The sequence below is a fragment of the Arthrobacter sp. D1-29 genome (assembly GCF_054130585.1).
The window spans coordinates 3905884-3932037 of record NZ_CP096383.1; the positions used below are offsets into that span (position 1 = coordinate 3905884).

At 64.9% G+C, this 26154-nt stretch carries 22 protein-coding genes and 1 pseudogene; 8 read left to right on the plus strand and 15 right to left on the minus strand.

The window, feature by feature from the left end:
- Window positions 1-95 precede the first annotated feature (95 nt).
- Window positions 96-962, minus strand: a complete 867-nt coding sequence (gene htpX, locus M1E17_RS17670) for a zinc metalloprotease HtpX (RefSeq protein ID WP_457963236.1) — start codon at window positions 960-962, stop codon at window positions 96-98.
- Between the two features lie 127 nt (window positions 963-1089).
- Here htpX and M1E17_RS17675 point away from each other — a divergent pair, with 127 nt between their 5' ends.
- The 4 genes from M1E17_RS17675 (at window position 1090) to M1E17_RS17690 (ending at window position 4689) form a co-directional block, all read left to right on the plus strand.
- On the plus strand, window positions 1090-1893 hold the full coding sequence (locus tag M1E17_RS17675) for a hypothetical protein (protein WP_457963237.1): 804 nt from the start codon (window positions 1090-1092) through the stop codon (window positions 1891-1893).
- 30 nt (window positions 1894-1923) lie between these two features.
- Window positions 1924-2409: a Fur family transcriptional regulator gene (locus tag M1E17_RS17680; RefSeq protein ID WP_267275973.1), complete on the plus strand. Its 486-nt coding sequence runs from the start codon at window positions 1924-1926 to the stop codon at window positions 2407-2409.
- Window positions 2410-2416: 7 nt separating this feature from the next.
- Window positions 2417-3904 carry a catalase gene (locus M1E17_RS17685; RefSeq protein ID WP_457963238.1) on the plus strand — a complete coding sequence of 496 codons (1488 nt, stop codon included), beginning with the start codon at window positions 2417-2419 and terminating at the stop codon, window positions 3902-3904.
- A 149-nt stretch (window positions 3905-4053) separates the two neighbouring features.
- Window positions 4054-4689: a DUF2461 domain-containing protein gene (locus M1E17_RS17690; protein WP_457963239.1), complete on the plus strand. Its 636-nt coding sequence runs from the start codon at window positions 4054-4056 to the stop codon at window positions 4687-4689.
- Between the two features lie 13 nt (window positions 4690-4702).
- Here M1E17_RS17690 and M1E17_RS17695 read toward each other — a convergent pair whose 3' ends face one another.
- Window positions 4703-5308, minus strand: a complete 606-nt coding sequence (locus M1E17_RS17695) for a TetR/AcrR family transcriptional regulator (protein WP_457963240.1) — start codon at window positions 5306-5308, stop codon at window positions 4703-4705.
- 84 nt (window positions 5309-5392) lie between these two features.
- A complete protein-coding gene (locus M1E17_RS17700) occupies window positions 5393-6805 on the minus strand; it encodes an aminotransferase-like domain-containing protein (RefSeq protein WP_457963241.1) in 1413 nt (470 codons plus the stop codon).
- Between M1E17_RS17700 and M1E17_RS17705 the strand changes: the two genes are divergently transcribed.
- Together M1E17_RS17705 and M1E17_RS17710 are read left to right on the plus strand one after the other, a co-directional pair.
- Window positions 6804-7841, plus strand: a complete 1038-nt coding sequence (locus M1E17_RS17705; RefSeq protein ID WP_457963242.1) for a DMT family transporter — start codon at window positions 6804-6806, stop codon at window positions 7839-7841. The two genes, M1E17_RS17700 and M1E17_RS17705, sit on opposite strands and share 2 nt — an antisense overlap.
- On the plus strand, window positions 7807-8430 hold the full coding sequence (locus tag M1E17_RS17710; RefSeq protein ID WP_457963243.1) for an FMN-binding negative transcriptional regulator: 624 nt from the start codon (window positions 7807-7809) through the stop codon (window positions 8428-8430). The genes M1E17_RS17705 and M1E17_RS17710 overlap by 35 nt, the downstream gene beginning before the upstream one ends.
- Before the next feature lie 99 nt (window positions 8431-8529).
- Here M1E17_RS17710 and M1E17_RS17715 read toward each other — a convergent pair whose 3' ends face one another.
- The 4 genes and pseudogenes from M1E17_RS17715 to M1E17_RS17730 all read right to left on the minus strand — a co-directional run bounded on the left by M1E17_RS17715 (window position 8530) and on the right by M1E17_RS17730 (window position 13707).
- Window positions 8530-10062, minus strand: a complete 1533-nt coding sequence (locus tag M1E17_RS17715) for an amino acid permease (RefSeq protein WP_457963244.1) — start codon at window positions 10060-10062, stop codon at window positions 8530-8532.
- A gap of 175 nt (window positions 10063-10237) precedes the next feature.
- Window positions 10238-10647: pseudogene (locus M1E17_RS17720) on the minus strand (DUF779 domain-containing protein).
- Between the two features lie 52 nt (window positions 10648-10699).
- Entirely contained in the window at window positions 10700-12223 is a 1524-nt protein-coding gene (gene exaC / locus M1E17_RS17725; RefSeq protein ID WP_457963245.1) for an acetaldehyde dehydrogenase ExaC, read from the minus strand.
- Window positions 12224-12345: 122 nt separating this feature from the next.
- Window positions 12346-13707 (minus strand): GAF domain-containing protein, encoded by a 1362-nt coding sequence (locus M1E17_RS17730; protein ID WP_457963246.1) that lies wholly within the window; start codon window positions 13705-13707, stop codon window positions 12346-12348.
- A gap of 255 nt (window positions 13708-13962) precedes the next feature.
- Here M1E17_RS17730 and M1E17_RS17735 point away from each other — a divergent pair, with 255 nt between their 5' ends.
- The gene (locus M1E17_RS17735; RefSeq protein WP_457963247.1) at window positions 13963-15957 is read left to right on the plus strand and encodes a S8 family serine peptidase; all 1995 of its coding nucleotides are present in this window, start codon (window positions 13963-13965) and stop codon (window positions 15955-15957) included.
- Between the two features lie 36 nt (window positions 15958-15993).
- Here M1E17_RS17735 and M1E17_RS17740 read toward each other — a convergent pair whose 3' ends face one another.
- Entirely contained in the window at window positions 15994-17481 is a 1488-nt protein-coding gene (locus M1E17_RS17740; RefSeq protein WP_457963248.1) for an FAD-dependent oxidoreductase, read from the minus strand.
- Between the two features lie 101 nt (window positions 17482-17582).
- Complete coding sequence (locus tag M1E17_RS17745) at window positions 17583-18581, minus strand: DNA topoisomerase IB (protein ID WP_457963249.1); 999 nt, start codon at window positions 18579-18581, stop codon at window positions 17583-17585.
- Between the two features lie 117 nt (window positions 18582-18698).
- Here M1E17_RS17745 and rarD point away from each other — a divergent pair, with 117 nt between their 5' ends.
- Window positions 18699-19766, plus strand: a complete 1068-nt coding sequence (rarD, locus tag M1E17_RS17750; protein WP_457963250.1) for an EamA family transporter RarD — start codon at window positions 18699-18701, stop codon at window positions 19764-19766.
- 13 nt (window positions 19767-19779) lie between these two features.
- Here rarD and M1E17_RS17755 read toward each other — a convergent pair whose 3' ends face one another.
- From M1E17_RS17755 to M1E17_RS17780, 6 genes are read right to left on the minus strand one after another with little or no spacing between them, the layout of a single operon-like run.
- Window positions 19780-20577, minus strand: coding sequence for a spherulation-specific family 4 protein (locus tag M1E17_RS17755; protein ID WP_457963251.1), 798 nt, complete (start codon window positions 20575-20577; stop codon window positions 19780-19782).
- Window positions 20574-21389 (minus strand): hypothetical protein, encoded by an 816-nt coding sequence (locus tag M1E17_RS17760; RefSeq protein WP_457963252.1) that lies wholly within the window; start codon window positions 21387-21389, stop codon window positions 20574-20576. Before M1E17_RS17760 ends, M1E17_RS17755 begins: the two co-directional genes overlap by 4 nt.
- Window positions 21386-22399: a hypothetical protein gene (locus M1E17_RS17765; RefSeq protein WP_457963253.1), complete on the minus strand. Its 1014-nt coding sequence runs from the start codon at window positions 22397-22399 to the stop codon at window positions 21386-21388. Before M1E17_RS17765 ends, M1E17_RS17760 begins: the two co-directional genes overlap by 4 nt.
- Window positions 22399-24057 carry a hypothetical protein gene (locus M1E17_RS17770; RefSeq protein ID WP_457963254.1) on the minus strand — a complete coding sequence of 553 codons (1659 nt, stop codon included), beginning with the start codon at window positions 24055-24057 and terminating at the stop codon, window positions 22399-22401. Before M1E17_RS17770 ends, M1E17_RS17765 begins: the two co-directional genes overlap by 1 nt.
- The gene (gene pelF, locus M1E17_RS17775) at window positions 24041-25492 is read right to left on the minus strand and encodes a GT4 family glycosyltransferase PelF (protein WP_457963255.1); all 1452 of its coding nucleotides are present in this window, start codon (window positions 25490-25492) and stop codon (window positions 24041-24043) included. The genes M1E17_RS17770 and pelF overlap by 17 nt, the downstream gene beginning before the upstream one ends.
- The gene (locus tag M1E17_RS17780) at window positions 25489-26073 is read right to left on the minus strand and encodes a hypothetical protein (RefSeq protein WP_457963256.1); all 585 of its coding nucleotides are present in this window, start codon (window positions 26071-26073) and stop codon (window positions 25489-25491) included. The genes pelF and M1E17_RS17780 overlap by 4 nt, the downstream gene beginning before the upstream one ends.
- Window positions 26074-26154: the final 81 nt, after the last annotated feature.

Genomic DNA, 26154 nt, shown 5'->3' on the forward strand with positions numbered 1-26154 from the left:
GCGCAAAAGTTTTGCCGCCACGCAAAGAGGCTGGCGCTACCCGTTTATGGGCAGCGCCAGCCTCTTTGCGCGTCGTCAGTTATTTTGAGTCCTGGTTAGCGCAGCGGCCGGCCTGCCATCCGCTCGAGCCGGGAAATCCGGTCACTCATGGGCGGATGGGTGGCGAAGAGCTTGGTCATGGCGCCGCCGCGGAACGGGTTGGCGATCATCAGGTGCGAAGCGTTCACCAGCTTCTGGTCCTGCGGCAGCGGCACCATCTTGACCCCCTGCTCAATCTTGCGCAGGGCTGAGGCGAGTGCCAGCGGATCGCCGGTGAGCTCCGAACCGTCCTCGTCGGCGTCGTACTCCCGGGTGCGGGAGATGGCCAGCTGGATCAGCGACGCCGCAAAGGGCGCAAGCAAAGCCATGGCCAGCATGGCGAGCGGGTTGGCATTCCGGCGGTCACCGCCGAAGAACAACAGCATCTGGCCCACGGACGTGATCACGCCGGCGACGGCGGCCGCCACGGAAGACGTGAGAATGTCCCGGTTGTAAACGTGCATGAGTTCGTGTCCCAGGACACCGCGAAGTTCACGGGCATCCAGCAATTGCAGGATCCCTTCCGTGCAGCAGACCGCCGCGTTTTTAGGATTCCGGCCGGTGGCAAAGGCATTCGGATTCATGGTGGGTGAGAGATAGATGCGCGGCATGGGCTGGTTGGCCCGCACCGACAACTCGCGGACTATCTGATAGAGGTAGGGTGCCTGCGCTTCGGTGACGGGGTAGGCCGCCATAGAGCGGATGGCTATCTTGTCGCTGTTCCAGTAGCCGTAGAACGTGGTGGCCACACCAATGACGGCCATGATCCAGATGGGCGCGGAACTCCGGGTGTTCAACCCGATCAGGGCGCCCAGTCCCAGCAGCACCGCCCAAAGCACACCGAAAAGCGCCGCGGTCTTCAGGCCGTTGTAATGCTTGTGCACGTCAGCTCCTCCTTGGTCAGGAACGGGCCTTACCGAAAATCCTAGTCCCGACAGAATTTTAATCCCGCCGCAGGTCAGCAGGGGTGCTGCTGGCTTGGTATCCTCGGGCGGGGGAAGGAGTTGGCTCATGAGTCTGTCCAGGCGGCTTCTTTTTGCATCGGCGGTCTGGGAAGTGGCCCGCCCGCGGACCGCGTTGACGGCCGGCCACCTCCTCATCCGGCTGAGCAACCCCGCTGTTGCATTCGATCTCCACTCCGCTGCCGACTGGCTAGTGTGCCATCGTGCTGCCCGTGAGGCCCTCGGCGAGGTGCTGGACGCGCGGACCTGCACCGTGGTGTTCGCCCACCAATGGCATCCCATCGGGGCAGCCATTGGAGAGCCGGAGGTGGAATCTTCCACACCCACTTTCCATATGTTCGGACGCTGGGAGGGCGAGACGGCCAGCCCCGGCGAGCAATTCAGGCTTCCCGCCCAGCGCCGCGTCCCGGTCCCCGCGGAGGAACTGGCCACGTACGACGACGGCTTCCGGGCTACCCTGCGGCGCTCGGCAAAGGAGCTCGGCAAGACAGCCCCTGCCGCCGAAGATTGGGGCCGGGCAGGCGGGCCTCTTCCCGCCATCCGGTCGTGGTCCCCCCGGGTGAAGGCCGGGAATCATCACACTGTCCTGTCCGCGGAAGCCCTTGACCCGGAGAGCCCGCCATCGGGCCGCAGCCCCGGAACCTTCGGTGTTTCGGCGCCTGCACTGCTGGCCATGGCCGCGGAGCTCCAGGTGCTCACTGGCCGACGCGGTGTCAGCGGGCTCAGCTGTGTGGTTCCCGACAACGGCAGCGGCCCGCTGGAAGTCCACGCCCTGGGCCGGGCAGCAGGTGAACCCGTCAACCCCATGGAACGGCTGCTGGACCTGCCCAAGGTTAGCCAAGCCTTATTGTGAGATATTCATAATAAGTGTTTCAATAGAGGCATGACGGAAGACTTTGGAGGCCATGAAGCCTGGGCTGCCGCCCTGCGCGCCCACGGCCGCCGGGTGACGAAGCAGCGGCTTGCCGTGTTGGCCGCCGTCGAACACCACCCCCATTCCCCCGCGGAAAGCATCCTGGCCGCCGCCCGCGCCGAGCTGCCCGAGCTCACCGCCCAGTCCGTCTACGTGGTCCTGGGAGACCTGACCGATCTGCAGATGCTGCGCCGCTTCGAGCCGCCGCACTCCCCCGCGCTTTATGAAACCCGGGTCGGCGACAACCACCACCACGCCATCTGCGTCAGCTGCGGCCGCGTGGAGGATGTGGAATGCGCCGTAGGCCACGCACCCTGCCTCACGCCGCACTGGGACGAAAACTCCCGGCCAATGACCATCCAGATCGCCGATGTCCTCTACCAGGGCATCTGCGAAGACTGCCAGCGGTCCCAAAAACTTCCTTCTGAACGTCCCTCACAAGTAATCGAGAAATAGGAGAACAATGACTGCCATTTCAACCACACAGTCAGGTGCGCCGGTCACGTCCGACGCGCATTCGAAGTCAGTTGGTGCCGACGGTGCCATCATCCTGACTGACCACTACCTGGTGGAAAAGCTCGCCCAGTTCAACCGCGAGCGGGTGCCGGAGCGCGTAGTGCACGCCAAGGGCGGCGGCGCATTCGGTACGTTCAAGGCCACCGAGGACATCTCGGCCTACACCAAGGCCGCGTTCCTGCAGCCGGGTGTTGAGACCGAGATGCTGATCCGTTTCTCCTCCGTCGCCGGCGAGAACGGCTCCCCCGACACCTGGCGCGACCCCCGCGGGTTCGCCGTGAAGTTCTACACCTCCGAGGGCAACTACGACCTCGTGGGCAACAACACCCCCGTCTTCTTCATCCGCGACGGCATCAAGTTCCCGGACTTCATCCACTCCCAGAAGCGCCTCCCGGGTACCCACCTGCGGGACGCCGACATGCAGTGGGACTTCTGGACCCTCTCCCCCGAGTCCGCACACCAGGTCACCTGGCTCATGGGCGACCGCGGCCTGCCGGCTTCCTGGCGTGAAATGCAGGGCTATGGCTCGCACACCTACCAGTGGATCAACGCCGCGGGCGAGCGTTTCTGGGTCAAGTACCACTTCAAGTCCAACCAGGGCGTCAAGACCATCACGGGTGACCAGGCAGAAGAGCTGGCCGGCTCGGACGCGGACTTCTACATCCGCGACCTGTCCGAAAACATCGAAGCCGGCAATTTCCCGTCCTGGGACCTGCACGTGCAGGTCATGCCCTACGAGGACGCCAAGACCTACCGCTTCAACCCGTTCGACCTGACCAAGGTCTGGCCGCACGCTGACTACCCGCTGATCAAGGTGGGCACCATGGAGCTGAACAAGAACCCGGAGAACTACTTCGCGCAGATCGAGCAGGCCACCTTCGCGCCGTCGAACTTCGTGCCGGGCATCGCCGCTTCCCCGGACAAGATGCTGCAGGCCCGCATCTTCTCCTACGCAGACGCGCACCGCTACCGCGTGGGCACCAACCACGCCCAGATCCCGGTCAACCAGCCCAAGAACCAGGTGAACAACTACAGCCAGGACGGCTCAGGACGTTACCTGTTCAACGCGCCGTCCGTGCCGGTTTACGCACCGAACACCTTCGGTGGCCCGGCTGCGCTTGAGCCTCAGAACCCGGCCGGCGGGTGGGAGAACGACGGCGAGCTTACCCTCGCTGCGCACACCCTGCACGCTGAGGACAGCGACTTCGGCCAGGCCGGCACGCTCTACCGCGAGGTCTACGACGATGCCGCCAAGGCCCGCTTCCTGGACACCATCACCGGTGCCGTAGGCGGCGTCAAGCGCTCCGACATCAAGGAACGCGCCATCCAGTACTGGACCAATGTTGACGCCGAGCTCGGCGCCAAGCTGCGGGCCAACCTGGGCGCCGCTTCCGCCGCAGGTTCCGACGCTGAGGCCGCCAACAAGATCGGCTAGTCTCACTGGCCGGTTCCGTCCTGCTGATTGCTGGATGGCCCGGCCGCAACAGTCCGCCCCGTCACGGTTTCCGTGGCGGGGCGAACTGCTTTTCCACATAGGAGCAGGGGGCTATGGTCCGGGACCGGTGCCGTCCCTAGGATCGCTTCATGAGCACATTTCAGGGCATTCCGGCGGAGGCCTTCGCGTTCTACGCGGAGCTTGAAAACAACAACAACCGCGAGTGGTGGCTTGAGCATAAGGACAGCTACAACAGCCTGGTCCGCGAACCGCTCACGGCGCTTCTCTCGGAGCTGGAACCCACCTTTGGCCCAGCCAAGATCTTCCGGCCTAACAGGGACATCAGGTTCTCCCAGGATAAGTCGCCCTACAAAACCGCCCAGGGCGCCTTCGCCTCCGCCCAGGAAGGTGTGGGCTACTACCTGCAGATTAGTGCCGACGGCCTGCTGGTTGGTGGCGGCTACCATTCCCACTCCCCTGCCCAGCTGGTCCGCTTCCGGAACTCTGTTGACGCTTCCGGGACAGGCGAGTCCCTCCGTCGGATCGTTGAAGCCGTCGCTGCAGACGGCTTCGCGGTGGAAGGCGAGAAACTCAAAACCGTTCCCCGGGGTTACGCCCGCGACCATCCCCGGGGCGAGCTCCTCAAGCACAAGTCACTCTCCGCCAGCGTGAACCTCGGACAGCCGGATTGGTCCGCCACGCCGGGCGCCGTGCAGGAAGTCGCCAGGCGGTGGGAACGTCTGCGGCCACTCGTGGACTGGGTGGGACGCCACGCCGCTCCCTGAGCAGCAGATGCTGTCAGGCCTCTTGGGCTACGGCGGCCAGCCGGCTTTCCAGGTTGCTGAAGAAGACGGTCAGCATCAGTTCAAAGGCCTTGGTTGCCGCCTCAGGCTGGTTCATCACCACAAAGTCGAACTGCAGGCCGTAGAAGGTGGAGGTGAACAGACGTGCGTCGGTGTCGGCAAACTCCTCGGGAATCCCCTGCACCACCAGCCAGTCCCTCGTCTTGTGGTGCAGCATGCGGAAATGCTCCTGGGACGTTCCACGCGGCTCGGCCGCCACGATGTCCTGTGCGGTGGCCTCGAATTCCAGCCTGGCCAGGTGCCGGTTGCGTTGCGCCATGGTCCACTGCCAGGACTCCAGCAGGTAGCTCCGCCAGGCTTCGCGGTCAATGTCCTGGACGTCCGTGCTGCGCATGCTGTCCAGCCTGGATTCAATGGAGCGGATGATTTCGTTAACCAGCTGCTCCCGGCTGCCGAAGTGGTAGACCAGCACGTAGGCACTGATGCCAAGTCCTTCGGCCAGGCTGCGGAAGGTCAGTTCAGCCAGGGTTTTGTCCATCAGGTAGTCAAGGATCTCGCACAGCAGCTCTGCTTTGCGTTCCGGTTTCGCGGGGCGGGCCATGCGTCCATCTTAGGGAGCCGCTGTCCGTTGCGCCGGTAGCGATACGTGCCCCGTGCACTTCCGGCTGTCCGCGGGAGACCAGCCCTATGACCCGGTGTGCCCGATGCATTGGCCGATGATCCGGGCACCCTCAGGAAAGGCACCCGGGTTTGGTCCCGAGTAGTTAAGCCGAATGAACGCACCGGCAGGTTCAGCCGGGAACCAGTCTGTGCCCGCCGCGATCATCACCCCGGCCCTTTCACAGTCGAGCGTCAGCCGCTCAAGGTCGGTCCCGTCAGGCAGGCGCAGCCAGAGGTTCAGCCCTCCCTTGGGCACGTGCTCCAGGTGGGCCTGCGGGATATGACCGCGCACGCTGGCAACCAGCAGGTCACGGCGGGACTGGAGCTGATGGCGGAGGCTCCGCAGGTGCGTCTGCCAGCCCGGCTGAGTCACCACATCGAGCGCTGCCGCCTGGAGCAGGCCACTGACGTACATCGATTCGGCTGCCCTGTCGGCAAGGATGCGTTCCCTCGCCGGTCCGCGGGCGATGACGCCGGCGATGCGGATGGCCGAGGAGACGCTCTTGGTCAGGGAGCGGAGGTAGATGACGTGCCCCGAATCATCCTGGGCGGCAACCGGCACTGGAGTGGTGGTGATGCCAAAGTCATGCGCCCAGTCATCCTCCACCAGGAAGGCGCCGTACTTACGCACCACGTCAAGGATCTTCTCGCCCCGCCCCGCGGCCCACTGCGCGCCGGTGGGATTGGCGTAGTTGGGTTGGGCATAAAACAGGCGCGCCCCTGTCTCCTCAAACGCGCGGGTCAGGTCCTCCGGATCGGGACCGTCCGGTCCGCTGGGCAGCGGGACTACGCGGACACCTGCCTGGGCCGCCGCCAGGATGGCACCCCAATAGGTTGGCGACTCCATCAGCAGCGGCTGCCCGCTGCCGGCCAGGGCACTGAAGATGGAGCTGAGTCCGCTCTGGCTTCCCGGCAGCACAATGACATCGCTGGGGTTGGGTGGGGTGATGCCAACCGGCGTGGAGGCACTGAGTTCCTGCGCGAACCAGGACTGCAGCTCGGGAAGCCCGGCTGCCGGCGGACGGGAAAGGGCCGCGTCACCCCGGGCCGCGCGGATGAGCGCCGTCCGGACCAGGCGCTCGGGCAGGAGTTCCCGGTCGGGGTAGCCGGAGTGGAAGGCGATGGCATCGTTGGACGCCCCGCGCATCGTGGCCGACGCCGGCGGAAGCGGCGCCTGGGGCGACCGAAGGGCAGCGGTCTGCCAGCCGTAGTCAGACGGGCGGGCGGTGCGCACCGCGCGCACAAAGGTCCCGACGCCGGGCCTGCTCTCTATCAGGCCTTGCCCCGTCAGGGTCTGGAGCGCCTTTTGCACCGTCACCGGACTGGCCTGGTACTCGGCAACCAGTGAACGGGTGGACGGCAGCTTTGCGCCTGGTCCGGCGCCGGCGATCCACTCCCTGAGTCGCGTGGCTATCCGCGAACTGCTATCGTTGTTCATGAGAGACAATAGTAGCGCTACTAAGATAATAGCTCCAGTGCTACCCCCTGGTCGGCCAACCGGCCTGTGGTGGGGCCTGTTGGGAGTAGCGGCCTTCTCGCTCACGATACCGTTGACACGGATTGCGGTCGTAGGCCTGGCTCCGCTTTTTATTGGGTCTGCCCGTGCTGTGCTGGCCGCGTTCCTGGCAGCTGCCGCCCTTGCACTCGCCCGGCAGCGCCTTCCCCAGGGTGTGCAGTGGTTGCGCCTGATGGTGGTGGCCCTTGGCGTCGTGGTGGGTTTCCCGCTGCTGACCACCTTCGCGCTGACTGCCGTGCCCGCCAGCCACGGCGCCGTCGTCGTCGGACTGCTGCCCGCCGCCACGGCGACAGCGGCGGTACTCCGTGGACGTGAACGGCCCCCGCCGGCCTTCTGGGCAGTCGCCTTGGCCGGGGCGCTGGCTGCCATTGGGTTTGCCTTCACCCAGTCAGGCAGTTTCGGCCAGCTGCACTGGGCGGACCTGCTCATCCTCGGGGCGGTGGTGGCTGCGGCGGTGGGCTACGCCGAAGGCGGGCTTCTTGCCCGCGAGCTGGGCTCATGGCAGACCATATCCTGGGCGCTCGTCCTCGCCTCGCCGCTGATGGCCGGCCTCACAGCCCTGTCCGTCTCGCAGCAGCCGCCGGCCGGCACGTTCTGGCAATGGTCCGCTTTTGCCTACCTTGGTGTGGTCAGCATGTTCCTCGGCTTCTTTGCGTGGTACCGCGGCCTGGCCATTGGCCCCATCTCCCACGTCAGCCAGATCCAGCTCATCCAGCCCGTGCTCAGCATCTGCTGGGCCGCGCTGCTGCTGGGCGAGGTCCTCTCCCTGACAACCCTCATCGGCGGCCTCGCCGTCATCCTCTGCGCCGGCGCCGCCGTCCGCGTCCGACTCCGTCCGGCGCCTGCTGCCTGCGTGGCTCCACCCTCCACAGAATTACTAGAAACAGCCACAGAAGCACTAGATCCAGCAAAGGAAATCCACGATGTACATCCCAGCCCACTTCACAGCAGGCCCTGAAGCACTCCACGCGCTCCTCACCCGCCCGGCCGCGGCCAACCTGGTCACCACGACCGGGAACGGCATGCTCGCAACGCTGCTGCCTTTTGTCTACGATCCGTCTGTGGGCGAACACGGTGCCCTGCAGGCGCACGTGGCCCGGAACAACACGCAGTGGTCTGAACCTGCTGTCGGCGAGTCCCTCGTGATCATCCAGGGTGCCGACGCCTACATTTCGCCCTCGTGGTACGCATCAAAGGCCGAGCACGGACGCGTTGTCCCCACCTGGAACTACTCCACCGCGCATGTCTACGGAAAGCTCGTCATCCACGATGACGCTGCTTGGCTGGACAGCCTTGTCAGGCGGCTCACAGATCGCCACGAAGCCGCGTCCGAGAAGCCCTGGTCTGTGGATGATGCACCGGAGCGGTACATCTCCGGCCAGCTGCGGGCGATTGTCGGCGTCGAACTGCTCATCACCAGGATCGAAGCCAAAACCAAACTCAGCCAAAACCGGCCCGAGGCCGACATCGACGGCGTGGTGGCCGGACTTCAGGCGAGCGGGCAGACAGAGAGCGCTGCCGACGTCGAGCGGGCCCAGGGCCGCTAGCCTTCACCGACACGACTCCGCCCGTTGACCTATCACTTTTGGCTGCCAAAGGGGCCGAATGGCGACCGTAAGTGATAGGGCAACGGGCGGGGAAAGGCGTCAGGCGCGGGAGAACTCGTCCTCGCTGGCGGCCGGGCCGTTGACCGCTTCCTTCGCCTCGGTGAAACGCTCATTGAGGCGTGAGTGGCGTTGGCCATAGGAGAAGTAGATGATGATGCCGATGACCAGCCAGATGGCGAAGAAGATCCAGGTTTCCACGGCCAGGTTTGTCATCAGGTATAGGCAGAGCGCCGCGGAAAGCACCGGAAGGACCTTGCCGAACGGCACCCGGAATGCAGGCTTGAGGTCCGGGCGCTTCTTGCGCAGCACCAGGATACCCAGGCTCACCATGACAAACGCCGACAATGTGCCGATGTTGATCATTTCTTCCAGCAGGTCCACGTTGGTCAGCCCGGCAACCAGTGCGACGGCGGCGCCGCAGATCACCTGGAGGCGCACCGGCGTCGAACGTTTTTCACTGGTCTTGGACAGTGAGCGCGGCAGCAGCCCGTCGCGGCTCATGGCCAGCACAACCCGGGACAGGCCCATCAGGAGGACCATAATCACGGTGGTCAGGCCCACCAGGGATCCGAAGGCGATGACCTTCGCGGCGGAGGTGTCGCCTACCGCTTCAAAGGCCGTGGTGAGCGTGGGGCTTTCGGCCTCGGCAAGCTCCGTGTAGGACACCATGCCGGTCAGTGCCAGGGATACCAGGATATAGAGCAGGGTCACGACGGCGAGGCCACCGAAGATGCCGCGCGGCAGGGTCTTCTGGGGGTTCTTGACTTCCTCGGCCGAGGTGGCCACCACGTCGAACCCGATAAAGGCGAAGAACACCAGGGCTGCCCCGGCGAAGATGCCCAGCGTTCCGTACTGGGCAGGTGCGGCACCGGTGAGGAAGCCGAAGAACGACTGCTTGAGCACGTCGGCGGCACCGCTCCCGCCAGTGGGTTCGGCCGCGGGGATGAAGGGAGTGTAGTTTTCGAACTTCACGTACGTGAAGCCCACCACGATCACAAAGAGGACCACGGCGATCTTGATCAGTGTGAAGATGTTGCCAACGCGGGCGGAGAGCTTGGTGCCCAGGACCAGGAGCACGGTGAACACGGCAACGATCAGGAACGCGCCCCAGTAGAGGTCAACGCCGCCAAGGGAGAGGGCCGGCGGAACATCTGCGCCCATCAGCGCGAACACCTTGCTGAGGTAGATGCCCCAGTACTTGGCGATCACGGCGGCGGCGGTGAAAAGCTCCAGGATCAGGTTCCAGCCGATAATCCAGGCCAGCAGCTCCCCCATGGTGGCGTACGTGAAGACGTATGCCGAACCTGCAACGGGGATGGCGGTGGCGAACTCGGCGTAGCACATGATGGCCAGCGCACACGTGACGGCTGCGATGGCGAAGGACACTGTCACCGCGGGGCCGGAGAAGTTGGCTGCGGCCTTGGCACCCACGGAAAAGATGCCGGCGCCGACAGCAACGGCGACGCCCATAATCATGAGGTCCCAAGTGCTGAGCGAACGCTTGAGCTTGCGTCCGGGTTCATCGGCGTCGGCCATTGACTGCTCGATGGATTTGGTCCGGAGAAGATTCATAGGGGATCACAATCCTGGTTTGTGAAGGAAACAGACCTATCCACGATAATGTCCACCCACTGGACGGCCTCAATTGTTCCGAATGGTGAGACGCGTGTGCAGCCAAACTTTATTCTGCATCAAGCGCTTGAGGCCCTCCACATGGAGGGCCTCAAGCGCTGTTATTCCGAACCGCTTAGTCAAGCCAGTCCATCACGGTGGACCGGATCAGGAAGCGCACACCTTCAGGCGCTTCCACCGAAAATCCGCTCCCCCGCCCGGGAACCACGTCAACGGACAGGTGGGTGTGGCTCCAATAGTTGAACTGCTCGCGGGACATCCAGAACTCGAGCGGCTGCGGCTCCGCCCCGTCGGAGAGGTCGAAAAGGCCCAGCAGGACGTCCGAGTCGCCGGTGATGAACTCGCCCGCCGGATAACACATGGGTGAGGAGCCGTCGCAGCATCCACCGGAAACTGGTGGAACATCAGCGGCCCGTGCTGAATCCACAGATTCCGCAGCAGCTCCACGGCCTGCGCGGTGAGCGCCACCCGGGAGAAGTCCTCCCCGGGCAGCGTTACCGCGGCATTCAGACTGCCCTGGCTCATCAGAACCTGATCCTTGCGTTGTTGTGGATGTGACCGTGAAACAGAAACCGGCTTAGAAGAATCCCAGTTTGTTCTCGTTGTAGCTGACCAGCAGGTTCTTGGTCTGCTGGTAGTGATCCAGCATCATGGAGTGGTTTTCACGTCCGATGCCGGACGACTTGTAGCCGCCAAACGCGGCACCGGCCGGGTAGGCGTGGTAGTTGTTGACCCAAACGCGGCCCGCCTGGATTTCACGGCCGGCGCGGTAGGCCACGTTGCCGTTGCGGGACCAGACCCCGGCGCCGAGGCCGTAGAGGGTGTCGTTGGCGATGCCCATGGCATCGTTGTAGTCGCTGAACTTTGCCACGGACACCACCGGACCGAAGATCTCCTCCTGGAAGATCCGCATCTTGTTATGGCCTTCAAAAACTGTCGGCTGGACATAGTAGCCGCCGGCGAGGTCGCCGGGCAATTGGGCCCTTGCACCGCCGGTCAGCAGCTTGGCGCCCTCCTGCTTGCCGATGTCAATGTAGGAAAGGATCTTTTCCAGCTGGTCGTTCGAGGCCTGGGCGCCCACCTGAGTCTCGGTGTCCAGCGGGTTTCCCTGCACCATCTTCTTCACCCGGGCAACAGCATCCGCCATGAAGGACTCGTAAATGTCCTCCTGAACCAGGGCGCGGGACGGGCAGGTGCAGACCTCGCCCTGGTTGAAGGCAAACAGCGCGAAGCCTTCCTGCGCCTTGTCGTAGAACGCGTCGTTGGACTCGGCCACGTCGTTGAAGAAGATGTTGGGGCTCTTGCCGCCAAGCTCCAGGGTGACCGGGATCAGGTTCTGGCTGGCGTACTGGCTGATCAGCCGCCCGGTGGTGGTCTCGCCGGTGAAGGCGATCTTGCGGATTCTAGGACTGGACGCCAGCGGCTTGCCGGCCTCCAGGCCGAAACCGTTGACCACATTGAGCACACCGGCGGGGAGCAGGTCACCAATCAGCTCCATCAGCACCAGAATCGACGACGGCGTCTGCTCGGCCGGCTTGAGGACCACGGCGTTGCCGGCGGCGAGCGCGGGAGCGAGCTTCCAGACGGCCATCAGGATGGGGAAGTTCCAGGGGATGATCTGGCCCACCACGCCGAGGGGCTCGTGGTAGTGGTAGGCGGTGGTGTCGTCGTCCAGCTGGGACAGCCGGCCTTCCTGGGCACGGACGGCCGAGGCGAAGTAGCGGAAGTGGTCAGCCGCGAGCGGGATGTCTGCGTTCAGGGTCTCGCGGATGGGCTTGCCGTTGTCCCAGGACTCGGCGACAGCCAGCATTTCGAGGTTCTCATCGATCCGGTCCGCGATCTTGTTCAGGATGGCCGCGCGCTCGGCCACCGAGGTCCTGCCCCAGGACGGCGCAACCTTGTGCGCCGCGTCGAGTGCCAGTTCGATGTCCTCGGCCGTCCCGCGGGCCACCTCGCAGAAGGCCTTGCCAGTAACAGGGGTGATGTTCTCGAAGTACTGGCCCTTGACCGGGGCAACCCATTCGCCGCCGATCCAGTTATCGTACCGGTCCTTGAAAGTGACCTTTGAGCCCTCAGTGCCGGGCTGTGCATAAACAGTCATTGCTAGCTCCTTTGCTCCGCATGAAGGTGGCGGCCTGATGCCGGCGTCCACCCTTGACTTCAGCGTAGGAGCGGGAGGGTTGCAGCCAGGTTGCACGGGTGCGAGGGCTATCGCCTGCCCGGTCAGGAGGCAGGCGGGGAGGCGCTCAGTTCGGTTTCAAGCCGCTCAAGATCGGCGACGACGGCGGCCCGCTTGGGCGAGCGCGGCGGCAGCAGTTTGAGGGCGGCAATCCGGACGCCGACGTCGTCCCTTGCCTCCGGGAGCCCCGCATACTTGAGCAGGGTTTCGGCACTGCCGTCCGTCAGCACGGCCTCGCGCATCAGCGAAGAAACCCTGTCCCGGAGGACTGCCACACCCGGCGCCTCAGACTTCGGCAGCACCGCACCACGGTAAATTTCCAGGGCAATGCGGTGAGCGCCGCGTTGGAGACAGCTCAGCACCTGGCCGGAGTCGGGCACCAGATCCATGGTGAGCTTGTACGGGCGCGATCCGGGAACAGCGGCGGGGCTGAGCTGCTGGAGGATTTTTCGCAGCCGGACCATTTCCGCGCGGAGAGTCATGGTGGAGGCATCACCCGGGTAGAGCAGTGCACAGAGCTCCTCCGCGCTCAGCCCGTCGGGATGGGCGCTCAGCAGGGCCAGGATCTCGCTGTGCCGGGCGGAGAGCGCCACTGTTTTTCCTTCAATGCTCAGCAGCGCCTGGTCGCGGCCCAGGAGCTGCAGGCTGTTCCGATAAAGGTTACCCTCCTTCGCTGCCTCGGCGGCGCTGCCGGTGTTCCGCCGTCGGACGGGCCGGTCCGCAAGTGATGCCGCGAACTGAAGCCGCTCAATGCGCAATTGTGCCTGCGCCGCCGCCACGGTGGCTTCAACAAGGGACAGGGTGTGCGGTGCCACCGCCGTGGCACCGCCGGTGATATCCACAACGCCCAGGAGGGCCCCGGAATCGGGATCATGGAACGGTACGGCAGTGCAGCTCCAAGGGTGGACAGAACGCTGGTAGTGCTCGGCCCCGGAAATCTGGATCCCCCGGCCCAGAGCCAGGGCCGTGCCGGGCGCACTGGTACCCACTGTGGCTTCGGACCAGTCGGCACCGGGAACGAACATCATGCCTTCAGCACGGCTCTGCAGGGCGGGATCGCCTTCCACCCACAGCAGGCGCCCGACGTCGTCGCCCACGGCCACCAGCAGGCCGGCGTCATGGCTCGGCTGGACCAGGAGCTTATGGATCACGGGCATAATGCTGGCCAGCGGGTGCTGGCTGCGATATTCCTCCAGCTCGTCCGTGTCCATGACCAGCGGGGCCTCGGGGTTATCAGGGTTGGCCTTGAAGCTGGCGGACCGTTGCCAGGATTCCCGGATGAGTTGACGCAGGCCAGGGACTTCATCTGTCTCGGGGAAAACGAGTCCCTGTGCACTGATGTGTTCGTGCTCTGCCGAGGCATGCTTGTGCCGAAGTTCCAGTGCATTCTTGCCGAGCGCTCGCATAGTGCGGCAAGTCTAGCCCCGCCGGGGGCTTTGCCTGCAGTGACTTTTTACGACTTCTGGCTTCGAGGCTCAAAATTTGCGCACCGGCACCGCAGTTTCGGCCAAGGACTCGCGCTGAAACCATGGGATTGGGGGTACGGAGGGAAAACCTGCAGCTAACGTTAGTCCAAGTCGCTTTAGCTGCGGCCGCACTGAGACTAAGGAAGAGCCATCCGTTTCCCCACGCGTCCCCCCGCTGTCCTGGCCGCACTGCTGATGTCCTCGGCCATGGTGACGGCCGCCGGGCTCCCTGCCCTGGCCGTTTCACCTGCCCCGGACCCGGCGCCGCCATCGGCCGAAGCCAGTTCCGAAGCTGTTACCGAAGCTGCTGCCGGTGCCGACCGCGGCCATGAAGCCGGTGCCGGTGACACCGAAGAAAGTGCCGACGGCGGCCAATACCTGGTCACGTATGCTCCGGGAACTGACGTTGCGGCGGAGGCGAAGTCGCTGCGGGCCAAGAACATCGGCGTCGGACGGACGTTTTCCCATGCCTTGCGCGGCGCCGTGGTGAAGGCCAATCCGGCGCAAGCTGCGGCGCTGGCCCGCTCTCCCCGGGTTTTGTCCGTAGAGGCAGACACTCCTGTTTCAATCGACGAGGTGCAGCAGCCGGCAACGTGGGGCCTGGACAGGACTGACCAGCGCACGCTCCCGCTCTCCAACTCCTACAGTTACAGCTCCGCGGGAAGCGGGGTGGCTGTGTACGTGGTGGACACCGGTGTCCTGGCGGCACATGCCGATTTTGGCGGCCGGGTAGCCGCAGGCTGGACTGCCCTCAACGACGGACTGAACTCAGGTGACTGCAACGGGCACGGCACCCACGTCGCCGGCACTGCCGCAGGCAAAACCTACGGAGTGGCAAAGGCTGCGACGATCATCCCCGTGCGCGCCCTCTATTGCGACGGCTCCGGCCTCTCGTCCGACATCATCGCGGGACTTGACTGGGTGGCCGCACACCACCAGCCCGGATGGCCCGCAGTAGTCAACCTCAGCATCGGCGGCTTCTCCAACTACACGATGGACGCCGCAGTCATGGGCGTCATCAACGACGGCATCACCGTGGTCACCGCCGCAGGCAACACAGCCACCAACGCCTGCGAGCGCTCCCCGGCCCGCGTGCCGGCGGCGCTGACCATTGCCGCAACCGACATATCAGACCGGCAGGCATCGTTCTCCAACTACGGCAACTGCGTGGACCTCTACGCCCCGGGAGTCAGCATAATCTCCGCGGGACATACTTCCACCACGGCCATCAAGAGCCTCTCGGGTACCTCAATGTCAGTCCCGCACGCGGCAGGCGCTGCCGCCGTGTTGCTCGCGGCCAGCCCTGGCCTGAGCCCTGCAGAGGTCAATGCAAAAATCATCGACAACGCCACCACAGGGGTGGTTGTGTCAGCCACCCCCGGCACCCCCAACCGCCTGCTGTACGTGAACCCTGCCACTGGGAACGCGGATTCAGAACCCAGCCCTGCTCCCACCCCGGACCTGACACGGGCGGCACTCCACAGCGCCGCGGACACGGTCGCGGCCGGTCCGGACGGGGTCCTCTGGAACTACCCGGCCAACGGAAGCGGCGGGTTTCGGCCACGGGAAGCAATCGGCGGAGGCTGGCAGGGCCTGGACACCGGCTTCGTCACGGACTGGAACCGGGACGGCGTGTTCGACCTCATAGCCCAGTGGACAGACGGTCGCCTGACCTACTACCCGGGGCTCCAAACCGGCGGCTTCAGTTCTCCCAAAACCATCGGCAGCGGCTGGGGCGGCTACGAGGTCACCATCGGCCACTGGAGCAGCACGAATCCGTATCCCGGGATTGTTGCCTATGACCCGGCAGGCACGTTGTGGCACTACCCCAACAACGCCTCCGGTACCCTCACCGGCCGAAGCATGATTGGTTCCGGGTGGGGCGGCCTCTACATCACCATGGCCGATTTTGACCGGGACGCCAAGCAGGACCTGCTCTCAAAACGACGCGACGGGTCACTGATCCTCTACCGGGGCAGCCTTCAGCTCGCAGATCCGCTCCTCATAGGTACCGGCTGGAATGTCATTGACGCCATCACAGAGGTGGAAGGCTTCCAGGGCAAGGGAAGCTACGGGCTGACCGCCCGGATGACCGATGGCCGCCTGGCCTACTACCCCATCAACAACGGGACCTGGGGCACGCCCACCATCGTTGGGTCCGGCTGGAACGGCTACTCCATCTTCCGCTAGGCGCTCCGCTCCGCTGGGCCCTGTGCCTAGCCTCGGCTAAGCAGTCCGCTGGGCCCGGGAGATTTTGATCATTTCCTCGCGCGGTACCACCTTGATGCGTTCACGCACCACGTCGTCGGCGTCTTCCTGCCCTGTCCACTCGGCGCCGAGTGCTGCCTCGTGGGCGTCCAGTTTGATCCAGCCTTCCCACGTGGTGTATTCAATGCCGCGCTCCTCCAAAAGCCGGATGATGGCCTGCGGGTCCGGGTTCTGGGCTGGAGGCAGGGCAGGACGGTCCTCCAGCAGCATCCCGATGGTCTCCAGGGCGTCGCCCTTGGTGTGGCCAATCAGGCCCACCGGACCGCGCTTGATCCAGCCCGTGGCGTAGATGCCCGGGACAGGCTTTCCCTCGGCGTCCAGGACCCGTCCGCCCTCGTTGGGAACCACTCCGCGTTTGGCGTCGTATTCCAGTTCGTCCAGCGGCGAGCCGTGGTACCCGATGGCGCGGTAAACAGCCTGCACGGGGTAGTCAATAATCTCGCCGGTGCCCTTGACGTTGCCGGTACCGTCAAGCTGCATCCGCTCAAACTTGATGCCGGCCACTTTGCCGGACCCGCCGCCGCTGCCGCCACTGGTGCTGCTACCGTCGGCACTGGTGCTGTCTTCGTAGATTTCGACGGGGCTGTGCAGGAAGTGCAGGTGCAGCCGCCGCGACGACGGCTGGTCCGATTCCGCATGTTCCTCCACCAGCCAGTTAGTCAGCGTGTTCACCATGGTCTTGATCTGGTTGTTGCTGCGGATTGCTTCGTCGGAGGCTTCGTCGAATTCGAAGTCCTCCGGGTACAGCACAATGTCCACGTCCTTCATGTGGCTCAGCTCGCGCAGTTCCAGCGGGGTGAACTTCACTTGGGCCGGGCCCCGGCGGCCGAACACGTGCACGTCCGTCACCGGGGAGTTCCTCAGGCCCTGGTAGACGTTGTCAGGGATTTCTGTGGAGAGCAGTTCGTCTGCGTGCTTGACCAGCATCCGGGCCACGTCCAGGGCAACGTTGCCGTTTCCGATCACGGCGATTTCCTTGGCGTCCAGCGGCCAGTCACGCGGGACGTCCGGGTGTCCGTCGTACCACGAGACGAAGTCCGCCCCGCCAAAGGAGCCGTCCAGGTCCACGCCGGGAATGTTCAGGTCCGCGTCCTTGATGGCGCCGGTGGAGAAGATCACGGCGTCATAGAAGGCGCGGAAGTCGTGCAGGGTCAGGTCACGGCCGTAGGTCACGTTGCCGAGGAACCGGATGTCGCCGCGGTCGAGGACCTTGTGCAGCGCGTTCACGATGCCCTTGATACGCGGGTGATCCGGGGCCACGCCGTAACGGATCAGGCCGTAGGGTGCGGGGTAGGCCTCGAAGAGGTCAATGCTGACCTCCACGTCACCGCCCTTGACCTCGTTGGACTTGGTAAGGATATCCGCGGCGTAGACACCCGCCGGTCCCGCGCCCACGATGGCAACGCGGAGTGGACGTTTGGTGCTGGTTTCGCCTGGGTTGGACACCTGAAGCCCTTCTGGAACGGGGAGTCGCGCTGAATACCCAGCGCACAGTGTTCCATTCTAATTGGCTGAGGGGATGGACGGGGTGAGGCGTGACGGAGGCCTCAGCCGCTTTTCCGCAGCGGAACAATGTCGCCTTCGCGGTACAGCAGTGCCCGGAGCTCCGCCTCGGCCGAGTCCAGCCGTTTGGGATCAATGGTGGCGCCATTGGCAAAATGGTCCAGGAGCCTGGGATCCACATAGCTTTTGCGGGCGATTGACGGCGTGTTCCCCAGGACAGCTGCGGCCTCCTGCATGGCCAGGCTGATGGCGCTCTTCCGCGCGGCCACAGTTTTCTGGGGGCCGCTCCGGGCCAGGCTGACTGCCGCGGCCACAGTGCCGCGCAGCGTCCGGAAATCCTTCGCCGTGAAGTCCGAGCCGGTCCGCTCCTTGACGTAGGCGTTGATGTCAGCGCTGGTGACTGGCTTCCAGCGGCGGCCATCCTTGTAGGCAAGGAGCCGGGCGTTGCCTCCACGGCGTTTGAGCACACGCACCAGCGGGGCGAGATCGGCGTCGCGGATGACCGACTCCCAGTCCTTTCCGCTCTTCGCCGGAAAGCTCAAGAACAGGTAGTCCTTCCGCACCTGGACGTGGGCGCACAGCAGGGTGGCCAGCCCGCGGCTGCCGTTCTCGTTGGTGTAGCGTTCGGATCCGACCCGCAGGGACGCGCTGTCCAGCATCCTGAAGGCCGCGGCCAGCACACGCTCCCGCGAGAGGCCTTCGCTGCGCAGATCCAGGGTGACCAGCCGCCGGGCGGAGGGCAGGGACTCGGCCAGCTGGAGGGCACGGTCGAACTTCAAACGGTCCTTCCGCTCGCGCCATTCGGGGTGGTAGATGTACTGCCGGCGCCCCACGGCGTCAACGCCCGTCGCCTGGATGTGCCCGTTTTCGAAGGGCGCAATCCAGACGTCCGTCCAGGCCGGCGGAATCCCAAGGCTTTCCAGGCGCTCGCGGACGGGCCCCGGGGGCAAGGTGGAGCCGTCCAGGTCGCGGTAGCTGAAACCCTTGCCGACACGCACCCGGCGGTACCCCCGGCCGGAGGCATTGCTGCGGCGGAGCCTCACGGCGTTACGTTCTGCGGGATGGTCCCTGTCATAAAGGAAAGCCTACTGACTATTTTGCCGGGATCCGCACTCCCTCCGCCAAAACACCAGCCAAGCCAAAACGGCAGCCGGAACCCCATGCCGGAGTGGAATATATGTCCTTCGACTGGTGTTAATGGGAGCGTGCCTACTCCCCATGGATCAGCCTCCACCCCCGCGGCCAGCGCACCCGTCCAGAATCCCGGGACGGGCCCCGGAAGGGCTGCAAAATCAGTAACACCCGGCCTCAAGGCGGTGGACAAGGAGACGACGGCGGGAGTCCTGTACGGCATCGCCGCTTATGGGGCGTGGGGGCTGCTCCCGTTGTACTTCCTTGCGCTGATGCCCGCCAACGCCGTCGAAATTGTGGCCAACCGCGTCGTTTGGTCGTTGCTGTTCTGTGTACTCCTGATCGCCGTCACCCGCTCCTGGGCAGCGCTCAGGGGAGCCTTCAGGGACCGGTCCGTTTTCGGCACGCTTGCCATCGCGGCCGCCCTTATTGCGGTGAACTGGCTGACCTATACCTACGGGGTGACCACGGGGCAGGCGGTTGAAGCCTCCCTGGGATACTTCATCAACCCCCTGGTGTCCGTCCTGCTCGGTGTGTTCGTCCTCAAGGAAAAGCTGCGTCCGCTCCAGTGGGCCGCCGTCGGCATCGGTTTTGTGGCGGTTGTGGTGCTGACCGTGTCCTACGGCAAGCTCCCCTGGATCGCGCTGACCCTGGCCGTCAGCTTTGGCCTGTATGGCTTCGTGAAGAAGCGGGTAGGTCCCCGCGTGGATGCGGTGACTAGTCTCAGCGTCGAGACCATGGTGCTCGCTCCGCTCGCGGCGGCTACCATGATTTTCCTGGCCGTCAGCGGCTCGGCCACTCTCGCCAGCGAGGGCGCCGGCCACTTCTGGCTCCTGGTGGCGTCCGGTGTTATTACCGCTGTACCGCTGCTGTTCTTTGGCGCATCGGCCCGCCGGCTGCCTATGACCACCATCGGGCTGCTTCAGTACTTCGCCCCGGTCCTCCAGTTCGTCGTCGCCGTCGCGGTGTTCCAGGAGGCCATGACGCTGGACCGGTGGATCGGGTTCGGTGTGGTGTGGCTCGCGTTGCTGGTCCTCACGGTGGACATGCTGAGCGCAGCGCGGAAGAACTCAGTGGCCAGGAAGCTGGCGCGGTGAGCCGCAGCCTTAGCTAGTCGCGGATGGCATCCAGCTTGGCCGGCCAAAACCCGGGGAGGGTGTCGTACGGATTCGGTTCCGTGTCGTCGGTCACGTAGATCTGGTCCACGCCGAGCTGCCGGGCGCGGTCCACTATGTCAGTGAGCCTGTCCGGTGGAGCACCGATGACGATGTGCCACAGTTCGCCGCGCGTCTCCGTTCGGAGCCACTCTGGAGGGTCTCGGCCGTTGAAGTAGGCGTCCACCGGATCCTCGAACGTGACAATGGCATCGGCAAACTCAAAGTAGCCAGGGTCAGGGGGCAAGCCCGGGTTAAGCACCACGATGCCCCCGGCGTCGTGCACGGTTGCGGCGTAATCGGCATAGGTGTCCATGTCTGCCGCACGCGTCGTCACTTCGTCAAGGAAGACGTTGTCAACGCCGTACCAGTCCCGCCAATGGTCGATGTCCTGGGTCACCACGTCCGGATCCCTGTCGCCGTAGCCGGTCTCCACGTAGCCAAGCACTCTGATGCCCGCATCGCGCAGGGTCCCGATCAGCCGGACATACGCTTCGGACCTCTCAGGCCCGGGTCCGTTCATCGGGTTAACAATGACCTCCCGGACCCGGGGAGCCGCGTCGATCACGGCTTGCCAGTAAGCCGAGTTGGGCGGACCGACGTAGCCGGGGACGGCAATGTAGAGCTCCCCGGCCTCCGCTGGCGGGGGGTCCGGAAAAGGGTCGGCTAGCCCGCATCCGGCGGCCAGGCAGAGCAGGGCGGGCGCCAGGGCGGCAGCAGCCGTGCGCCTGAGACGGAGCCCCGCAGCTGTCACCCCCGGCCCGCCAGCACTCCCGGCGGCCTGATCAGGATGTTGTCCGCAGAGCTGTAGACGGGGTCGGTGAGGTGGAAGGCGTCGATGCTGTAGCGCTGCAATACTGCCAGCACCTGTTCCGCCAGCGTGCCGGCATACTGTAGGTCCCTGCTGGTGGCTGTCTCATAGAGGGTGATCCCCAGCTTCGCTTTGTACGCCGCCATCTTTGCCAGCTTCGGCCGGTAGATGGCCGGTGCCAGGAACCGGCCGTCCGAGAGCACGTCATTCTCCCCCAGGTAGCTGTCGCCGTGGCCCATTGTCGCGGAGCGGGCCAGGACGTCGTCGGGATCCCAGGCGTTCGCCAGCACGTGCAACCCCAGGGAGTGCACATACTGCACCACCGTGTCGAACCGGGCGCGGGTCACCCCGTAGTCAGCGCCGGCACAGTCCAGGAGCATTCCACGGGCGCCGAGCCGGCGCCAGGCATCTATGCGTTCGCGCAGCTCGCCCAGGGAGTGGTGGGGTTCGCCGTCGCTGACGCCGAGGGTGACGTACCCGTATGGAACTCCGCCGCGGGCGGCGACCCCCGCCATAATGGGGGCTGACAGGGGATCGCCTTCCTCGGTGGCGGTGTCGTCACCAAAAACCACCACACCATAGCCGTCGAAGGCGGCGACGGCCCGTGCCACGTTACCGCGGGCACCGTTGGCATAGCTCGGCCAGCCGTAATAGATCGCAAATGGACGGATGGCGGCCTGCTCAGGGTGGCCCGCGGTGCCTGGCCCAGGCGTCGGGAGTGCGGCATGACGCACACCGAACTTCCAGGCCCTCATTTTGATGCCAGCTTATAGTCGTCGCCGCCAGCGTAGTCGAAGGCCCCAAGCCGGACTGGCTCGCGGCCCGGCTCTGTGATCTCCAACGTGCCGCTGCCCTTGGCGGCGTATGGGGGCAGTTCAACGGTAGCGGTGCCTCCATCGCTGCCGATGGCCGTTCCCAGGACGCCGCCGCCGTTGTCGACGAGCTTCACGTCGGCGCCGGCGGGTACACCGGTCAGTTGCAGGTGGTCGTCCTCCACCACCCAGAAGTCCTGGAAGGAGGAGTAAAAGGGCGTCTGCACGGCCTGTACCTCGAGGTACGGCTGGTACGGGGCCTGGATGTTCATCTGGAGCTGGTCCGAATGGAACACCTGTTCGGTGCCGAACCAGAGTGTCAGCGTGCGCCGGCCGTCCGTGCGGAGGGTGATGTCCCGGGTGTCAGGCTCTTCCGGTGCCGGTTCGGTGCCCCAGTAGTAGATGAATGACGCGTTCCTCAGGTGCCCTTCCATGTACCCCACCCTCCAGGACGTCAGCCCGGCTGTACTGTCAGCCGACACCACGATGAAGTTAATCAGTCCTGTGACCTTGGTGGAGGCCGTCTGGACGGCGAAGACGGCTTGTCCAACCTCCGCGGGCGACTGAACCTGTCCGGGTTGTTTCGACATCCGCACATGGAAGATGCTGGATTGCGGATAGGCGTCGTGGGTCACCGCAAAGTAGCCGCTGTGGGCCTCGGCATCCGGGGGCGGGTCCACTCCTACTTGGAGGCCGCCGTCGGTGGCGCGTACGAACGCGAGGGCAGGGTCGGTGTCCCCATTGAACTCGTATCTGTCCTGCACCTCCCGGGTGGGGATGGCCTTGTTGAAGGGATCATGGATAAGGGTGCCTTGGGCTGTCCGCAGCAACTGCCATTGGCCGGAGGCTGCGATGGGTGCGGGGCCCTCCTCCATTGTCCTCGCGACAGTGATGGCTCCGCCTGTCAGCGCGAGGGCTGCGGCAACGGCAAGAATGGTCTTGGAATACTTCATCAGAACGCCCTGAAATAGCTAAGGTCGAATTGACGGAACATGCGGAAAGCGGCCACCGTAGTCGCCACGGCGAACACCGCGGCACCGGTCACCAGCCCGGTGATGGAACCAAACAGAGGCTCGAACTGATAGGAAAGTGCCATTCCGGTGGCCAGCGACACCGCCGCCGCGAGCCAGACGACAGCTGCAGGCAACGCGGCCCTGCCCAGGCTGAACAGCTGACCGGAGTTAAAGGCCCCAATGCCCAACAACAGGTAGCCAACCAAGGAGCCGGTGTAGACGCCGCTGGCAAGCTGGAGGTGTACGGTGAGCAGGCTCGCCGTGGAGAGCCACTCAGCCGCAGCCAGCAGCAGGGCACCACTCACCAGCCCAACAAGCAGGGTAGTCACCAGGTGCCGGAGGTAGAACCTGAACAGCACGCGGTTGATTCCCGCGCTCCCGGAGACCCGGTGCCCCCTCATCTCACGGCGCACAGTCGCCGGGAGAAGGTACCCGGCAGCAATCGCGTAGGTGAGTGTGGGAATAAGGATGAGAAGGCCGGTCCCCACACCCACCTGGTAGAGCCCGTTGTAGTGGAACACCCCCATCCATAAGCCTCCTGCGACCAGCTGGTCGATCACCAGGAGCACAAAGAAGCCTGTCCCGTAGGCCCAGTAGGCACGGACGGAGCGCGCCACCGGGCCAAGCCGCGGTGGAAGGACGTGCCGGTTGTCCGTTGATGTGGCCTCGACTCCTGCCGGCGGTGCGGCCAGCCGCCGGACGATGCGGATGTCAAACAGCACGGCCACAATTACCGTCGTCCACAAGGCGGCGAACTGCACCCATTGGGCCGTGTAGAGGTTGATGTAGTCTCCACTGGTGATATACAAACCACCGAGCACGGCAATCAGGCCGCCGGCAGAGGCTGCGATCACCACCTCAGGCAATGCTTTGGCCAGGTACAACGGCGAGAAGGCCAGGAGCAGGACGCCAATGGAGATTCCGAAGAGCAGGAACGACCGGTTCGCGGCAGGCGTGTAGGCCTGCACCACGTACTCCAGGATCAGGTAGCTGCCACCCATGACCAGGAGCAGTACCACCAACCCGCCTCCCAACGTCCAACGCAACGCCCAGCGCAGCAGGGGTTCGCTGTGCTGCAGTGAATAGAACAGCCCCCTCCGCGCAAATGCCTGCATAAACCCGCCGGTCACGATCAGCGCTGCGAACAAGGCCAGGCTGACGGTGGTGGAAAACATTTGGGGCGTGATGGTGGACCAGAAGGACACCCGGCCTATGACCAGCGCGAGCACTGCCACAATCCATGGCGCCGAGTAGAGCAGCGACTTCGCGAGCAGTCCCAGGCTCATCCGGTCCGGCCCGGGCGACGGCTCGGGGGGCTGTTCGACTGTTCCTACCGGGGGCTCATCCACCGGCCCGCCGAAGAGCGGCAAAAGTGACGTCACCTTCTCCGCGAGCTCAAAAACGTTTCGGCAGCCCAGCTCACGCGCCCGCTGGTCGCCATAGCCCAGGGTGGCCAGGATCACAGCCACTTCGAAGGCGTCTTGTGCCTGGCGGGTGCGGCCCGCAACTGACCGTGCCTCGGCGTGCAGGTCCGGGCCCAGCTCCTCCAGATCCATGGTGAAGTCGGCGAGGACGGAGTCCTCAGGCAACGTAGTCACTGACAACTCCTTCATAGAGAGAGCGGTACGCCTCGAGGAACCGCTCCTGGGAGAACAGACTGACAGCGCGCTCGCGGAACTCCCTGCCGATGGCCTCACGTTCTTCGCGGGTCTTCCGGAAGAGCGCCACCAGTGCGTCCGCCAGCGCCTGCGGATTCTGCGGCTCCACGAGCAATTCTGGCCGGTTCAATGCCTCGGGAACGCCGCCGACGGCCGTCGCGACGACCGGACGGCCTGTGGCCATCGCCTCAACAACGGTGTAGGGAAAGCCCTCAGACACCGAGCAGAGCACAACGACGTCGGACTCCTGATAGGCCAGGACCGGGTCCTTCGTGGCCCCCTCGAAGACGACGTTGTCCTCAAGCTGCATTGTTGTCACTGCCATCCTGCAACGCTCCGCATAGCGGCGGTCATCGTCAGGGCCGTGAATACGCAGGAGCACGTCGGGGACTTCGCGGCGGACCATGTTGAGGGCCGTGATGAGCCCCATCACGTCCTTGAGAGGTTCGATGCGTCCGACGTAGGCGATGGTGGGCCTGTCCAATTCAACAGCCCGGGGGGCGAACTCGTTCGGGTTGACGCCGTTGTACACCACCTGCATGCGGGCGGGATCTGCACCCAGCTGGTACTCCCAATTGGTGTTATACGCACAAACCGGCAGGACGATGTCGGCGTGCGCATAGGCACACCGCGCTATGGCCCGGTACAGATTGCCGAGCAGCACCTTCCGCAGGAGCGGGGTGTCGTTCCGGACCAGGTGAAGAACACGTTCGCGCACGTAAACCCCGTGCTCGGTCAGGAGCAGCGGGACGCCCTTGTGCAGTTTGGCGGCGAGAGCGGGCAGCGCGCAGAGGGCGGCACCGGAGGAGTGCGCCACATCGACGTCGGGGAGGGGAACCGCCAAAGGCGTCAGGTAACGGTACAGGGAGCGTGCGAAGTCGATGGCGTCGGCCATCGAGATCCCGCGGAGTTGCGCGTGCTCACTGAGCCGGGTGCGCACCAGCTGCCAGCACCGGGGGTCACGCAACCCCTTATGCAGATCGTTGGTCTCGCAGTACTCCGCAATGTCGGCGATGGCAGCACCAAGTTCCCGCGGTTCGCGAGTTTCCAGCAGGTTCCGGACAACCTCCTCGTAGGCCGGCAGCAGCAGCTCCACGAAGGCCCGCTCCGGTGACCTTCCTTTCCGGGGCCCCCATGGCCGAATGCGCGCCTGCCGCTGGACGTACTCGTCCACCTTCTCCGTTCCCCACAGCGGGATGGGCACCACCCGCGTGTTGGCCGGGACGCTGAAGGCGGGAGCGACATCAGGGCTGCCGATGACGGCACCCACCACGAACTCGTGCTCGGGCAGGCCATTGACCAGCTCATGAGCCCAGGTGGACACGCCGCCCTGGAAGTAAGGGTAGGTGCCCTCAGTCGTGAGCAGGATCCTCATGATGCCGTCTGGGCGCTCTCGGCTTTTGCTTGGCTCTGGTCGGCGACGTGCCGGGCCGCCTCGATGCACCGGGCAGCCTGGTCGAGCTCCTGCAGCTGGAGGAAGCACTTGGCTGCCGAGATCCAAGCCTGGTGGGCCGCGCCCGGGCTAAGCTCGTCGCGCTCCGCCGCATGGTTGTAGGCTGCCGCGGCCCGGTAGAGCAAGTCCTCGCACTGCTCTGCCAGGCCCTGCAGCCGGGCCTGTTCGGCGGCCGTGCGAAACGCGATGGCTGCCCGGCCATAGCTGCCCTGCATGGTCCGCGCCTCCGCCTCGCGCAGGAAGCAGGCCATGGCCCTCTCGTGGGTACCTGACCGGGCCGCGGCACGGCCCTCTTCCCACATGTCGGCGTCCGGACTGACCCCGGGAACTTCCGGGCTGACCGCAGGAACACTCTGCTCGTGGGCTAAGTCAGGACGCGCACCGGGGCGTTCGCCGTTGCCGGACGGGCCATGACCGGGGCGGCGGGGTTTATCAAGAAACGTTGACCTGGCGGCTGCAGTGTGGGCCTTCCGGTCCTCGGTTCCTGTTGACACCTGAGTCATGTGATTTCCCCTGTCTGGAGCAAGATAACTTCATTGGCCTGGGGCGTCGGTTCCGCTCCAGCGTCATGATTCCGGCGCTGA